The sequence below is a fragment of the Collinsella sp. An271 genome, assembly GCF_002159695.1.
In the GTDB taxonomy this organism is placed as follows: Bacteria; Actinomycetota; Coriobacteriia; order Coriobacteriales; family Coriobacteriaceae; genus Collinsella; species Collinsella ihumii.
The window spans coordinates 141440-155419 of sequence record NZ_NFJE01000007.1 but is presented as its reverse complement, the minus strand read 5'-3'; the positions used below and the strand labels follow the sequence as shown (position 1 = coordinate 155419).

The 13980-nt window shown below is 64.7% G+C and carries 11 protein-coding genes; 8 read left to right on the top strand and 3 right to left on the bottom strand.

Features of this window, described 5'->3' with window-relative positions; translation table 11 throughout:
* Positions 1 to 224 precede the first annotated feature (224 nt).
* Entirely contained in the window at positions 225 to 1445 is a 1221-nt protein-coding gene (locus B5F74_RS07895; RefSeq protein ID WP_087201459.1) for an IS110 family transposase, read from the bottom strand.
* Between the two features lie 1027 nt (positions 1446 to 2472).
* Between B5F74_RS07895 and B5F74_RS07890 the strand changes: the two genes are divergently transcribed.
* The 8 genes from B5F74_RS07890 (at position 2473) to B5F74_RS07860 (ending at position 11083) form a co-directional block, all read left to right on the top strand.
* Complete coding sequence (locus tag B5F74_RS07890; protein ID WP_143753829.1) at positions 2473 to 2880, top strand: hypothetical protein; 408 nt, start codon at positions 2473 to 2475, stop codon at positions 2878 to 2880.
* Positions 2881 to 3168: 288 nt separating this feature from the next.
* Positions 3169 to 3696, top strand: a complete 528-nt coding sequence (locus tag B5F74_RS07885) for a hypothetical protein (protein ID WP_143753828.1) — start codon at positions 3169 to 3171, stop codon at positions 3694 to 3696.
* Positions 3697 to 3949: 253 nt separating this feature from the next.
* Positions 3950 to 4111, top strand: a complete 162-nt coding sequence (locus B5F74_RS12405) for a hypothetical protein (protein WP_158095726.1) — start codon at positions 3950 to 3952, stop codon at positions 4109 to 4111.
* A 731-nt stretch (positions 4112 to 4842) separates the two neighbouring features.
* Positions 4843 to 5073 carry a hypothetical protein gene (locus B5F74_RS12655; protein ID WP_239283420.1) on the top strand — a complete coding sequence of 77 codons (231 nt, stop codon included), beginning with the start codon at positions 4843 to 4845 and terminating at the stop codon, positions 5071 to 5073.
* A gap of 245 nt (positions 5074 to 5318) precedes the next feature.
* Positions 5319 to 6338, top strand: coding sequence for a dTDP-glucose 4,6-dehydratase (gene rfbB, locus B5F74_RS07875; protein ID WP_087201453.1), 1020 nt, complete (start codon positions 5319 to 5321; stop codon positions 6336 to 6338).
* A gap of 142 nt (positions 6339 to 6480) precedes the next feature.
* A complete protein-coding gene (locus B5F74_RS07870; RefSeq protein WP_087201451.1) occupies positions 6481 to 7038 on the top strand; it encodes a VanZ family protein in 558 nt (185 codons plus the stop codon).
* Positions 7039 to 7308: 270 nt separating this feature from the next.
* A complete protein-coding gene (gene glmM / locus B5F74_RS07865; protein ID WP_087201449.1) occupies positions 7309 to 8649 on the top strand; it encodes a phosphoglucosamine mutase in 1341 nt (446 codons plus the stop codon).
* Positions 8650 to 8917: 268 nt separating this feature from the next.
* The gene (locus tag B5F74_RS07860; protein WP_087201447.1) at positions 8918 to 11083 is read left to right on the top strand and encodes a DUF4012 domain-containing protein; all 2166 of its coding nucleotides are present in this window, start codon (positions 8918 to 8920) and stop codon (positions 11081 to 11083) included.
* 150 nt (positions 11084 to 11233) lie between these two features.
* Here the strand turns inward: B5F74_RS07860 and B5F74_RS07855 are convergent, their stop codons facing one another.
* Together B5F74_RS07855 and B5F74_RS07850 are read right to left on the bottom strand one after the other, a co-directional pair.
* Entirely contained in the window at positions 11234 to 12178 is a 945-nt protein-coding gene (locus tag B5F74_RS07855) for an SPFH domain-containing protein (protein ID WP_066830210.1), read from the bottom strand.
* A 242-nt stretch (positions 12179 to 12420) separates the two neighbouring features.
* Positions 12421 to 13947: a carboxypeptidase M32 gene (locus tag B5F74_RS07850; RefSeq protein WP_087201445.1), complete on the bottom strand. Its 1527-nt coding sequence runs from the start codon at positions 13945 to 13947 to the stop codon at positions 12421 to 12423.
* Between the last annotated feature and the right edge of the window lie 33 nt (positions 13948 to 13980).

Below are 13980 nucleotides of genomic sequence, written 5' to 3'. Positions count from 1 at the left end.
GCGCGCGGGCGGTCGGTCGGGTCGCCCCTCGGGGCCCCGCAAGCATACCCCAGGAGCTGGGATATGAATAAAAGCGGAGCTCCTTTGGAACGACTTAACTGTATTGGGTGTTCCTATAGCTTTGTCAAGCTTCGATCTGAATAAATCTCCCGGCCCGTCGGCGCATGCCGAATCGGCGCCGGGGCGTCCCGGCGCGGTCTCGCGGCCCGGTTGTCGCGGCGCGCCTATGCCGGCGGGGAGTACGGCCTCCTGTCCCTCATCACCGCGTAGATGACCTTCAGCCTCTTCCTCGCCGTCGCCTTGAGCGCCGCAGTGTGCCTCATCCCCCTCTCCCTGCACGCCCGGTAGTAGCGCCCGAACTCGCCGTCCGAGCGGGCGAGCGACAGGCACGTGAATACAAGCAGGTTCTTCAGGCACCTGTTGCCCTCCGGCGACGAGGTCGCCGAGCTCGACGTCGTCCCCGACTGGGTGTCCTTGGGCGCCAGCCCGCAGTAGCTGGCGAGCTTGTCGTTGCCCGGGAAGGCCGCGATGTCCACCCCGGCCACCAGCTGGGCGGCGGTCGCCGGGCCGATCCCGGGCACGGTGAGCAGGCAGCGGTAGGTCTCGTCGCCCTCGACCTCCGCGGCGATCAGCCCGGACAGCTCCTCGGCGTCCTCGCGCAGCGACCTTATCCGGCGCGCGAGGATGCGGAACGTCGCCGCCTCGGATCGGACCTGCTCCTCCGTGGGGCGCGTCGCGCGCGAGAGCGACTCCCACAGCGCGTCGAGCTCCTCCCCGCTGGCGCCCCGCGCGACCTCGGCGAGCCTCTCCCTGCCGGCGTCGAGGACCTGCCAGGGGCCGCCTATCCGCTCGAGCACGTCGAGGGCCCACGCGCGGTCGAGGTCGACGAGCCTCTCGAAGGCGCCGTTCGACTCGACGAGCGCCGCCCGGACCCTGTTCATGCACTGGGTGCGCTGCTTCACGGCGAACGACAGCTGCGAGCGCAGCCTCCTGGCGCCCTCCAGGCCGTCGTCCTCTTCGGGCACGGGCAGCAGCGACTGGGGCATGCCCGCCGCCGCGGCCGCGATGACCTCGGCGTCCTTCGCGTCGTTCTTGGCCACACCCGGGAACAGCTCGCGCGCCTTCTTCTCGCGCTTCCCGGTGAGGTAGGCGACCTCGCAGCCGGCCGCGCGGGCGCGCCTGATCACGGTCGTCCCGATGTTGCGGCGCTGGTCGACGACGACGAGCGTGCGGGACGGGTCGGCGCCGGCGGCCCCGATCGCGCGGGAGAGGAACGCGTCCACCGCGGCCTCGACGTTGTCGACCCTGCCCGAGCCGACCCTCCGGCCGGCCCGGTCCCGGGCGTGGGCCACGTGGAACGACTTGCCGACGTCGAACCCGATGAACAGCTCGTAGTCGGGGTAGGCGGCCCCGGCGTCGGCGCATGCCTGCGGCGTCATGTACATACGTGGTATCCTTCCTGCCGTGTCCGCATGTCGGCCCGGCCGGGCGCCCGCTTGGCAACACCCACAATACTGAGCCGCGGCGGTCTTCGAACAGCATGCCCGGCAGGTTCCTATCGGTCGTCTTCGGCGGACACGCCGCCCGCGCCAGCAACACCCCCCGGGCCCTCTGCGGGGCAGGGCAAGACGGCTGCGCGCGGGCGGTCGGTCGGGTCGCCCCTCGGGGCCTCGCAAGCATACCCCAGGAGCTGGGATATGAATAAAAGCGGAGCTCCTTTGGAACGACTTAACTGTATTGGGTAAGTAAACCCGAGACGTGAGTACTGCATTTTGTCAGTACCGGTGTTCTACAAAAACGGTACCGACGTTCCATGCAGACGGTACCGGCTACAGAATCCAATAGCCTTTCAGTGGGAGGGCCGCCATGGCCACTAAGAAAGAGATGATGCTCCGGCCCTGAAGGGGTGAGCTGGAGCGACACCGCCCGCGCCCTCCGATGCAGCAAGGCGACGATCGCAGTTGGCGCCAGAAGCCCTTCTTGCATGCCGATGGAAGCGGTATCTGGTGTGGGATTCGGATTTGATTGACTTGGCGGAGGCCCGTTGTCCCCAATTGTAGATTCGGTAGCGTTCAAAGTGCTAGCCGGAGATTCGTTTCGGCAGCTCCTCCGTTCGGCACTCCTGCCATTTGGGCCGGTTGGATTACGGTTGGATAAACGCTGATTACAGCTGAGGTTCTTTTAGGATCCACATGCTCGCCGACAAGACGGCCCCGCTATATCTGGTTGAGCGCGCGGTGTGCGCGAAAGGCCAGAAGGGAGTGACGTATGGTCGGACGGGAACATGGCAGCGGATTGAGACTTCCGAACGGTGTACATCGAGGAAAGCTCGCTGGACTCAGCCAAGAGGACCGCCGGTTGGCGGTTGAGGCGCGCAGGCGTGAACGAGAACGAGGGAACCAGGAGGAGAAGTATCCGCGTATCGGAAAGTGCTGGCATCGCCTCCCTTATGGCGTTCGCGGGGTGCAAACAATGCCCGAGACGAGCCTGAAGGATTGTCTTGGGCATGCGAATAAGCAGGTTTCTGCCGATCTGCTCGCGGCTATGGGCGTGAGCCGCATCTCCGGTCTCCGCAAACAGTTGGTTATCGATCGCATTGTCGCCGAGGTCGATCTGCTTCCCAAGGCCCTTGAGTCGAAGCTTGCGAGCTGCAGAGACGAAGCTTTCTCCAGCTTCATGATGATGTTGGATAAGCCGGGCGGCGCCTTCACCTTCGCCGGTGGGGACGGCGCGGGCGCGGACGATCTGGTTCCCTTCGAGCCGTTTGTCTGGGTGTTTTATTGTAACGGCTGCTACCACGCATTCATCCCGCAGGAGATTATCACGGCGGCGCAGCGGGTCGATGTGGGGAAGATCGAGAGGGAGCGGAACCGCAGGTAGCAGCTCCCCCTCGCCATATCCGCCCTTAAGGAATACTGCAGCGTCGCCCCGATTTCCGAAGTTGTCAGCTGTTGCAACGAGCTGTTTGGCTTCGAACCGGATGTTCAGGAGGTCCTTGACTGCCTGTACGCCCATCCAATGAAGGTTTGGAGCCAATATCGTCAAGAGGTGTCTTATGGTTGCTGGCCGAATGGCGCCCCTGCTCCTTCTAGCCATATAGTCCACAGCAGTCTTTCCGACCTGTATGTGGGGGACGTTGCTCAAGCTCGAAGTGCGCGGTACCGATCCATGGATTCCTTCTCGGTGCGGGCGCCTTGGTCAACCGATGGGCACGGTGTGATCGATCGTGGAACGCGTCGGGAGGCGGAGCTACGGGCTCGCGACACGTATATCAAAATGCTGCTCATGACGCGAAGTCAGGGGCCGGATCGCAGGCGGTTCGATCCCGAGATGGGCGTGGACGGTGCGATGAAGTGGATGCGGAATTTGCCCGAAGCGATTGCTGTGCGTGCGTGGCTGGACGAGCATGTTCCCAATGGAGAGGACGATTTCACCTATGCTGACGATACACTCGGCTACCTCATCTCGTGGAGGCATAGCTACCCCGAGGGGCGTCGATTGGTGATGTGTGCTGAGTCGTTGCATCTGTTCGAACACACATACGACAGGTTGGAGCTGGCCGATCTTCTCGTGAATCTTGAGGACGTACTGCCGAGCTGGGATCTCAACGGCTGGTCTCCTCGCGAGTTGCGTGAGAGTGCGGTGGGGGAGTCCGGTATGGTGCAGGAAAAGGACGAGAGGCTTTCGGCGGCTTAGTGGAGGGGACTTTTCCGGCGCCGCGCTGCGGTCGGGGCGTGTCGGGTCGGGGCTGGTGTCCGTTGTGGGTGCCGGCCCCGGTCTCTTGCTGCCTGGGGCTCATGGGGGTTCAGCGCCTGCCGTTCCATCGGAATCTCTGTTTGATGGCGTTGCGAAGCGTCAAAGTAAATGACGTGCTGGCCTTCAGCTTGAATGAGATTTCGCGTCAAGGCTTTTCAGATACTATGTATGCATCCTACTGAAGGAGGCAGCAATGATCGTCGCGACTCTCGAAAGACATCAGGAGCAGGACCTTAAAGAGATTCGGAAGCTTTCTAAGACGGATAATGCTCGTGCTGTTCAAGAGGCGAGGTATCGTTTGCTCTCTGCAAAGATCATCGATGAGGATGGGAGGCTTGCTGAACCATACAGGTAGGTGATGTCTCGGGTATCCAAGACCGACTGGGGAGACACCGATTGATTGGTCTCGATCGGCCCTGCGCGAGGACGTGAAAAACATGTATACCGAGTTTGTCATTGTTTTTCGGTGCGAATTCTCCACATGCGCCATACGCCGCGACATTTCCCCAGTTGAATCCTGCGGTTTTGCCGAGGGGTACGGCACCTGCGGGGAGCGGGCACCGAAAAACAGTGACAAACTCAGCCTATGTTCTTAGTGGGTTTTGCTTCGAACGGATTTTTATGCATGGTGAGTCCCGCTAACTGCTGGTTTATCTGAGTTTTATGCAGGCCAGAAATCAAGTAGGGCCACCGGTGCGAAGCGAAGGCCTCGATGCGCCGATCCGTCACGGCACCGCAGGCCGTGTATATCCGCCGAGCTTGTCCGTATCGCTGATATCGACGAGAAGACCGCGAAGATCTGGCTGTCGTTGCTGGTGAGCTCAAATCTGGCGAAGGTGGTCGAGCCGTACGCAAATAACCTGTTGAAGCGCCTGTCTAAGCAGCCGGTCCTGCACTTTCTGGACACGGGTCCTGCTACGCACCTCACGGGGTGGAGCAGCCCTCGAGTGCTCGAGGCGGGTGCCATGAGCGGGCAGGTGTTCGAGGCCTATGTGCTCGGAGAGGTCTACAAGAGCTTTCTCAACGCCGGCTGCCGGGCACCGTTATTGTTCTTCCGGAACAACGACAAGAAGATAATCGACCTTTTTGCTGGAGCAGGATGGGATCCTCTGCCCTGTCGAGGTGAAGAAGACGGCCCCTCCGTCGAAGAAGGACGCGCGCAACCTGTGTGTGCTCGACCCCGTAGCGGTAGACGACGTACCCGCCGACCTGCTCGCGTTCAAGCGGGAGATCGGACGCGGCCGCATCCTGTGCATGGCGGGCGACACGTTCCCGGTGAGCGAGCGCGCTTGGGCATTCCCGGTCTGTGCGGTGTAGCACGAAACCTTCTAACAACATTTTTCGCCCGAAAAAAGTTGTTAGAAGGTTTCGCCTTGCCCTAACGACGGTAAGGTGTCGTTAGCGGGTGCTTTGACGGTGGAAGAGGGCTGTGCTTCTGAGTTTTGAGCCGAGAGGGCCCCGCTCCGACATTACGAATGCAAAGCCATGCGCCTTCCCGCTGCAACGAGCTGACAGTTCGTGTAGAGTGACGGGGTGAAACAAAAAGCGGAAGGATGGCTGGAATGTCGGAGATCTTCGAGCCCAAAAACATCATCGTCACCGGCGGCTGCGGCTTCATCGGGTCGAACTTCGTGCGCTGGGTGGCGCGCGAGCACCCGGAGGCGCACGTCACGGTGCTCGACAAGCTGACCTACGCGGGCAACCCCGAGAACATCGCGGGGCTGGACCCCGCGCGCGTGGAGCTCGTCGTGGGCGACGTCTGCGACGCGGGACTGCTGGACGAGCTCGTCCCCGGGCACGATGCCGTGGTGCACTACGCCGCCGAGTCCCACAACGACAACTCCATCGCCGACCCGGCGCCGTTCCTGCGCACCAACGTGGAGGGCACCTTCGCGCTCGTCGAGGCCTGCCGGAAGTTCGGCGTGCGCTACCACCACGTCTCGACCGACGAGGTCTACGGGGACCTGGCGCTCGACGACCCGGCGCGCTTCACCGAGGAGACGCCGTACCGGCCGTCCTCCCCGTACTCCTCCACCAAGGCGGCCTCCGACATGCTCGTGCGCGCCTGGGTGAGGACCTACGGCCTGCGCGCGACGATCTCCAACTGCTCGAACAACTACGGGCCCTACCAGCACCCGGAGAAGTTCATCCCGCGCCAGATCACGAACGTCATCGACGGCGTCCGCCCCAGGCTCTACGGCGACGGGCGCAACGTCCGCGACTGGATCCACACCGAGGACCACAGCTCCGCCGTCTGGACCATCCTCACGCGCGGCCGCGTCGGCGAGACCTACCTGATCGGCGCCGACGGCGAGCGCTCCAACATCGACGTCCTGCGCGCCGTCCTGCGCGCGATGGGGAGGCCGGAGGACGACTTCGACTGGGTCCGCGACCGCCCCGGCCACGACCGCCGCTACGCCATCGACCCCACCAAGCTCCGCCGCGAGCTCGGCTGGGAGCCCGCCCACACCGACTTCTCCGCAGGCCTCGAGCAGACCATCGCCTGGTACCGCGACCACGAGCCCTGGTGGCGCGCCGCCAAGGACGCCGCCGAGGCCCGCTACGCCGCGCAGGGGCAGTAAGGCGGGCAAACCCTATGGCTCCCAAAATCGAAAAGCCCGCAGGCGTCGCGTCTGCGGGCTTTTTGCGTAGAGCATCCCGGGGAGCGATCGAGTGGGTATCAGAACGCGAGACGCAAGAAACTGAAAAGAGGTGAGGGGCCACATGATTTCCCATCGCACAAAACGCTGTATCTGGTTTGCCTGCGTTGCGCTCGGCGTGGTCGCGTTTGCGGCCATCTTCGCCCTTACCGTGCAGGGACCGCAGGAAAGCGCCTCCCTTTCCGGTTTCTTCGAGCAAAAGCTCACGCCGGTCGAGACCGCTGCCGGCGGATCAATCTGGATGACCATCAAGGCGACGATCCGCAAAGTCGCCTCGCATCTGTTCGCTGTCGCCGGCATTCGCAAGTGGGCCCATACGGCGGAGTTCTTCGCGCTCGGGCTGTTTGTGAGCCTGGCGGCGCTTCTGTACGTGCCGCGAAGCGACAGCTCTCCCTTGAAGCCGCGAAAGCGGTTGAACCATCGGGCGACGGTTGCCCTGGCGGCCTGCGTCGCCTGCTCGCTGTTCGACCAGACCCATAAGCTGTTCGTCCTGGGCAGGCATTTCGATGTCACCGACCTTCTTTTCGACGCTTTGGGTTACGGGCTGGCGCTCGCCTTGGTGTTCGTCCCCGCCGTCCTCTTGATGGCGCACCGGGGAAAGCGCGGCGCCCATTTCGGCTGACCTGGGGCATGCCTATAGGGAACGCACATTTTGACCACCTTCGACGCTGCGTCTTTGGCGCAGCTTTCCGATCGGCCACCTTCGCTGCTCCTGGCATGCACCCACCGCACTTTCCATCCAACTGATAAACGATTCGATAACTTGACGCCGCTCCGTTTGGGCCAATGCGTTCGCAACGCTACAATAGAGCCGCTGGCGCACGTCAGTTTCAATGCATCGCGCCGCGGTCGCATGTCCGCTGGTCGCACCATTCTGCGAAAGGGACCGTACATGAAGTATTTCGGCACCGACGGATTCCGTGGAGAAGCCAACAAGGGCCTTACGGTTGATCATGCGTTCAAAATCGGACGGTATGTGGGCTGGTATTACGGCGCGCGCCAGGAGCGCAAGGCGCGCGTGGTCGTGGGCAAAGACACCCGCCGTTCGAGCTACATGTTTGAATCTGCGCTGGTGGCGGGCCTTGTTGCCTCGGGTGCCGACGCGTACATGCTGCACGTCATCCCCACGCCGGGCGTGGCGTACGAGACGGTCGACGGGCGCTTCGACTGCGGCATCATGATCTCCGCCTCCCACAACCCCTACACCGACAACGGTATCAAGCTCGTGAACGGCGAGGGCTACAAGATGGACGAGGAAGTGCTCGAGCTGATCGAGGACTACATCGACGGCAAGTGCGACGTGCCGCTGGCCACCGGAGACTCCATCGGCGCGACGATCGACTACATGCAGGGCCGTAACCGCTACATCGCCTTCTTGATCTCCAGCGCCAACTTCTCGCTGCAGGGCGTGAAGATCGGCCTGGACTGCGCCAACGGTTCCGCGTCTTCGGTTGCCAAGCCCGTGTTCGACGCGCTCGGTGCCGACGTTCGCGTGATCAACAATAGCCCCGACGGCTTCAACATCAACGTCGACTGCGGCTCCACCCATATCGATCGCCTGCGCCGTCACGTGGTCGAGCAGGGTCTGGACGTGGGCTTTGCCTACGACGGCGACGCGGACCGTTGCATTGCCGTGGACGAGCGCGGCAACGTGGTCGACGGCGACCTCATCCTGTACGTGTGCGGCGTCTACCTCAACAAGCACGGTCGTCTGACCGGCGGCACCGTGGTCCCGACCGTCATGAGCAACTACGGCCTGTTCAAGGCGTTCGACGAGGCGCGTCTGTCCTACGAGACCACGGCGGTCGGCGACAAGCACGTCTACGCCTGCATGCGCGCCAACGGCTACAGCCTGGGCGGCGAGCAGTCCGGTCACATCATCTTCGGCGACATCGAGTGCACGGGCGACGGCATCATGACCTCGCTGCGCGTGATGGAGGTGCTGCGCGCCGAGCGCGAGACGCTGTCCCAGCTGTGCGCGCCGGTGAAGCTGTATCCGCAGCTGCTTACCAACGTGCGCGTGACCGACCGCGATGCGGCGATGGCCGACGAGGGCGTGCTGGCATCCGTCAAGCAGGCGGAGGAGTTCCTGGGCGATCGCGGCCGCGTGCTCGTGCGCGCGAGCGGCACCGAGCCGCTGGTCCGCGTGCTCGCCGAGGCTCCGACGAAGGATCTGTGCGAGGAGGCGAGTGCGTTCACGCTGAAGGCGCTCGACTCGTTCAAGGTGGAGTAGGCGAAAACCGTCGATACATAGGCGTCTGTATCGGGCGTCCCGCACGGTGGCGGGACGCCCGATTTTCGTTGTGCGATGGGTTGGTTGGGGACGGGTTCGTTTCAACCCATTCGGCGGGCCGGGACGGCGGGATGGGTTGAAGCGAACCCGTCCCCAACCAACCCATCCCCTTGTAGCTCATTTGGAGTTTAGTAGCTGCAAGTTTGCATAAACTATACTTTCAAGGGCGAATACAGACGCACTCGTGCGTGCGATACAAGGAGACGATATGGCAGATTCGAACGACATGAACGGCAGCGGTCCGCAGCGGCCACCGCGCCGTCGCGCGGCCGCCGGGTCCGGCGCGGGCGCATCGCAGGACACCATGCAGTTCATCGCACTCGCGGCGAAGAGCCGCGAGCAGGCCCAGACGCGGGGCGCGCCCGGTCCGCGCCCCGGCGCCGCCGGTCCCGCGCAGGGCGCCGCGCCGCAGGACGGCCCCTACACCGAGCCGGTCGGCCGCATCGAGACCGAGCGGGGGAGCGCCGCCTCGGAGCCGACCGCCTTCCAGGGGGCGCCCTCCGGGGAGCGCGCCGAGTTCTACGACTTCGGCCTGCCCTACGGCGAGGACGCCGGCTCGCGCACCGACGACGGACTCGTCAAGCGCCGCCACAGCCGCCGTCGCCGCCGCATCCGCCGCGCCATCATCGCCGTCGTCGTCCTGCTCGTGGTCGCGCTCGGCGTCTCGGGCGCCCTGCTCGCGCGCTCCGCGCTGTCCGTGCGCGACCGCGCGGGCGAGGCCGTGGGCATCGTCAACTCGGTGAAGGGCAAGGTCACCTCCGGCGAGTTCTCGACGCTGCCCGACGACGCGGCGCGCCTCCAGGCGCTGTGCGCCGACATCGAGGCCGAGACCTCCGGTCCCCTCTGGGCCGCGGCCTCCGTCATCCCCGTGGTCGGCTCCGACGTGTCGGCCGCCCGCGAGCTCGTCTCGGTGCTGTCCGAGGTGTCCGCGGACGCCCTCGTGCCCATGGCCGAGCAGCTCGCCGGCGCCACGCCGGGCAGGCTGTTCGCCGACGGCAGCATCAACGTGTCGGCCGTCTGCGCCGTCGTGGACGCGCTGGCCGACAGCGCCGAGGTCCTCGGGAGCGCGAACGGGCGCGTGCAGGCGATCGGCGACACGCACGTCGCGCAGGTGACCGAGCTCGTCGAGACCGCCAAGGACGGCTTCGCGGTGCTCGACGGCGCAGTCAAGGCGAGCGAGAGCCTCTCGCCCGTGCTGCCCGCCATGCTGGGCGCGCAAGGCACCCGCAGCTACCTCGTCATGGCGCAGAACAACGTCGAGATCCGCGCGAACGGTGGCCTGGGCGGCTCCCAGGGCGTCATCACGATCACGGACGGCCAGATGGAGATCGGCGATTTCCGCGGTTCGCTGCGCGTGTCCGATGACCAACAGGTCCTGCTTACCGACGAAGAGAATAACCTGTTCAACAAGATGACCGGCAACGTGGGTAAGGTGACGGGCGACGCCACCATGATCCCCGATTTCCCACGCGCCGCCTCCATCATCGGCCAGCTGTGGGAGGCCGGCATGGGTCAGCACGTCGACGGCGTCATCGCGCTCGACCCGGTGTTCCTCCAGTACCTGCTCGGGCTCGTCGGCGGCGTGACGCTACCCGACGGCACGGCCGTGGACGGCACGAACGCGGCGACCGTCCTCATGCACGACGTGTACTGGAACTACCCCCAGGAGGAGTCCGACGCCATCTTCGCGAGCGTGGCGCAGGCCGCCTTCGACCGCATCCTGTCCGGCATCGGCGAGGCCGACATGGCCGGACTCGTGCAGGTCTTCGCGCGCGGCTGCGACGAGGGGCGCTTTATCGTCTGGATGGAGGACGCGGACGAGGAGCAGGCGATCGAGGACATGGGCATCGCCAACGAGCTGCCTGACGCGGGCGACGTCGACGGCGTCCCGGAGGCCGGCGTCTACCTCAACAACGTGGGCTATTCCAAGATGGACTGGTACCTCGACCTCAACGTGGACGTCTCCTCGGGCATGAAGCGCGGCGACGGCACCACGACCTACGACGTCACGGTCGACATCGCCAACACCTGCACCGAGGCGGAGGCGGCCAATCTGCCTGGGTACGTGGGTGTTAACAAGTGGATGGACGACGGCTCGATCCAGCTCGTGCCGCTCGAGCGCTACATCGTCTACCTGTTCGCACCGGCAGGCGGCACCATCTCCGATGTGAACGTGCAGGTGAACGGCCAGGCCGACATGACCATGAAGGAAGGCACCTACAACGGGCTGAACGTCACGTACGGCATGCTCGACCTGTATGACGAGGAGAGCTGCACGGTGACCTACACGATCACGGTTCCCTCCGATGCGGCCGGCGAGCTCCAGATGCGCGTGACCCCGACCTGCCAGGATGCGCGCGAGGGCAATCTGTAGAGTTCTCCGAGCACACGCGGTACAGTAAGGCGCCCCGTCCGGAAAGCGATCCGGACGGGGCGCCTTTGCGTTGCGAGCGTGTGGGGTCAAGGCCAATGGGTTGGAACGAACCCGTCCCCAAATGACCCATTGCGCGAGCGGGGCGAGCCGCTAGCCCTCAGGCGTCACCGGCGGCACGTTGCCGGCGTCGTTAGCCTCACCTGCCGCGATCATCTGCTCGAACATGCTCGCCGACTGGCGGAAATCGCTCGGCAGCACCACGGTGGAGCTCTTGCCGCTCTTGGCGAACTCGTTCATCATCTCGGTCCATTGCGTGAACATGAACAGCAGGTTCGCCTCGTCGTTGCCCACGCCGGTCTCCTGGATGATCTCCAGCGAGTCCTTGATGCCCAGCGCGATGGCCTTGCGCTGGTTGGCGATGCCCTCGCCCGCCTGCTCCATGGCCTCCGCCTCCGCCTTGGCCTCCGTGACGCGACGGATGCGGTCGGCTTCGGCCAGGTCCTGCGCCGCGGCTTTGGTGCGCTGGGCGGCGTTGATCTGGTTCATGGAGTTCTCGACCTCAGCGGGCAGAGCGATCTTGGTGATGAGCGTCGAGACGAGCGTGAAGCCGTAGGCCGCCATCTGCTCGGAGACGGTGGCGTTCACGTCCTTGGCGATGTCGTCCTTCTTGGCGAAGACCTCGTCGAGGGTGTAGACGGGGATGGAGCTGCGCAGGGCGTCGGTGATGAAGTCGCGCATCTGGGCGACGGGCTGCTGCAGCATGTAGTAGCTCTTGTACACGCCGGATTCCTGCGGCGCGTTGCCGAGCTCGTAGCTCACGTGGTACTGCGCGGAGACCTCGAGGCCGATGGTGACGTTGTCCTCGGTCTTGACGTCGATATCGAAGCCGTTTTTCATGGTGCGCAGGCTCACCGTGGCCGCCTTGCGGTCGATGAAGGGGATCTTGGCGTGGAAGCCCGCGCCGACGATGCGGTTGAACTTGCCCAGGCGCTCGATGATGACGGCGTGCTGCTGCTTGACCACGAAGAACAGGTTGCCTGTCGCGATGCTGATGATGAGCAGGACGAGCACGGCGATGAGGATGAAGCCGAACATGGCGTTTCCTTTCGACGGATGAACTTACAGGCAGGATACCCCATCCGGGCGCAGGGGAATCGCAAGCTTGGGATAAAGGAGGGCGGCGAGGTATCGGACGGTGCCGGACGGTGCCGAGAGGCGGTATGGCGCGAGCGAGGCGGACGGCCCGCGCTGCCCATCAAGTGCGCCCATGAAAAACGCGGGCGCGCCGCAGGGAGGTTCCTCTGCGGCGCGCCCGCGTCAAAATCGAAACGCAGACATTACAGCGCGTAGAGCGCGCCGAACTTCTTGGCGAGGTAGTCGCAGTAATACGTCGCGTCGAACGGCGCGCCGCAGGCGTTCTCGATGAGCTCGGGCGCATCCTTGCCGCGGCCCCAGCGCCAGATGTTCTGCTCGAGCCATGCACGCACCGGTGCCAGGTCGCCCGAGGCGCACGCCGCCTCCAGGTCGATGCCGGCGCTCGCCATGGCCGGCGCATACTGCGCGTCGTAGGCGCTGCCCAGCGCGTAGGTGGGGAAGTAGCCGAAGCTGCCGCCCGACCAGTGCGTGTCCTGCAGGCAGCCGTGCGCGTCGTCGGGCACCTCGATACCCAGGTACTTCATGGTCAGCTCGTCCCAGAGGCCCGGGATGTCGCGCGCCGTCGCCTCGCCGGAGAACAGCTTCCGCTCGATCTCGTAGCGGATCATGATGTGCAGCGGGTAGGTGAGCTCGTCGGCCTCGGTGCGGATGAGCGAGGGCTCCGCGATGTTGACGGCGCGGTACAGCTCCTCCTCGGAGACGCTGTCGTAGATGGCGGGGATGCGGCGGCGCAGGATCTGCAGCAGCGGGCCCATGAACGCGCGGCTGCGGCCGACGGTGTTCTCGAAGAAACGCGACTGGCTTTCGTGGATGCCCATGGACGTGCCGCCCGCCAGGCAGGTGTAGGCGTAGGCCTCGTCGACGCCCAGCTCGTAGATGGCGTGGCCCGCCTCGTGGATGATGGAGTAGACGTTCGAGATGACGTTGTCCTCGTAGATATGCGTGGCGATGCGCGCGTCGCCGACTGCGAAGCCCTCGGAGAAGGGGTGCTCGGTGAAGGCGAGCGCGGTGTCGGCGCGGTCGATGCCCACCAGGTCGATCAGGTCGAACGAGATCGCCTTCTGGATGGATTCGGGGATGCGCGCCCGGAGGAACGAGGCGTTGGGCTGCACGCCGTGCTCCACGATGGCGTGCACGAGTGGGACGACGGTTGCGCGCACCTGGTCGCAAAACGCGTCGAAGGCCTGGGAGGTGAGCCCGCGCTCGTACTGGTCGAGCAGCACGTCATAGGGGTCGCGCGTGGGATCGAGATAGCCCGCATGGCGCTTGCAGGTCTTGACGATGCGGTCGACGTAGGGTTCGAACGACGCCCAGTCGTTGGCCGCCTTCGCCTTGTGCCACACGGCATCCGCCTCGCAGATCAGGCGGGTCCAGGCCTCTTCTTCCTCGGTGGGGATGACGAGCGCTTCGCGCTGGTCGCGCGCGAGCACGCGGACCTCGTCGGCGAGCTGGCCGGTGATCTTGTCTTTGGCGGCCGCCTTCTCGAGCGCGCGGACGAGCTCGACGGCCTTGTCGCTCGTGAGCAGCTTGTGATGGGCGGCGGCGAGCGTGCCCAGGGCCTCACCGCGAGCCGCGGCGCCGTTCTCGGGTGCCACGGTGGCGCCGTCGAACTCGCTTATCTTGAGCAGGTACTCGTAGGTCCACAGCTTGCGCTCGAGCTTTCGCAGCTTCTTGCCCAGCTTGTGGGTGTTGATCTTTGCCTTTCCCATCGCGTTCTCCTCATCCTCCGTGCGATTGAGTGT

What these genes read in the sequence shown, in the direction of transcription:
- rfbB (WP_087201453.1), top strand. Translation starts at nt 5,319, where the DNA reads ATGTCGGAGATCTTCGAGCCCAAAAACATCATCGTCACCGGCGGCTGC.
- B5F74_RS07855 (WP_066830210.1), bottom strand. Translation starts at nt 12,178, where the DNA reads ATGTTCGGCTTCATCCTCATCGCCGTGCTCGTCCTGCTCATCATCAGC.
- B5F74_RS07885 (WP_143753828.1), top strand. Translation starts at nt 3,169, where the DNA reads ATGGATTCCTTCTCGGTGCGGGCGCCTTGGTCAACCGATGGGCACGGT.
- B5F74_RS07870 (WP_087201451.1), top strand. Translation starts at nt 6,481, where the DNA reads ATGATTTCCCATCGCACAAAACGCTGTATCTGGTTTGCCTGCGTTGCG.
- B5F74_RS07890 (WP_143753829.1), top strand. Translation starts at nt 2,473, where the DNA reads ATGCCCGAGACGAGCCTGAAGGATTGTCTTGGGCATGCGAATAAGCAG.
- B5F74_RS07850 (WP_087201445.1), bottom strand. Translation starts at nt 13,947, where the DNA reads ATGGGAAAGGCAAAGATCAACACCCACAAGCTGGGCAAGAAGCTGCGA.
- B5F74_RS12405 (WP_158095726.1), top strand. Translation starts at nt 3,950, where the DNA reads ATGATCGTCGCGACTCTCGAAAGACATCAGGAGCAGGACCTTAAAGAG.
- glmM (WP_087201449.1), top strand. Translation starts at nt 7,309, where the DNA reads ATGAAGTATTTCGGCACCGACGGATTCCGTGGAGAAGCCAACAAGGGC.
- B5F74_RS07860 (WP_087201447.1), top strand. Translation starts at nt 8,918, where the DNA reads ATGGCAGATTCGAACGACATGAACGGCAGCGGTCCGCAGCGGCCACCG.
- B5F74_RS07895 (WP_087201459.1), bottom strand. Translation starts at nt 1,445, where the DNA reads ATGTACATGACGCCGCAGGCATGCGCCGACGCCGGGGCCGCCTACCCC.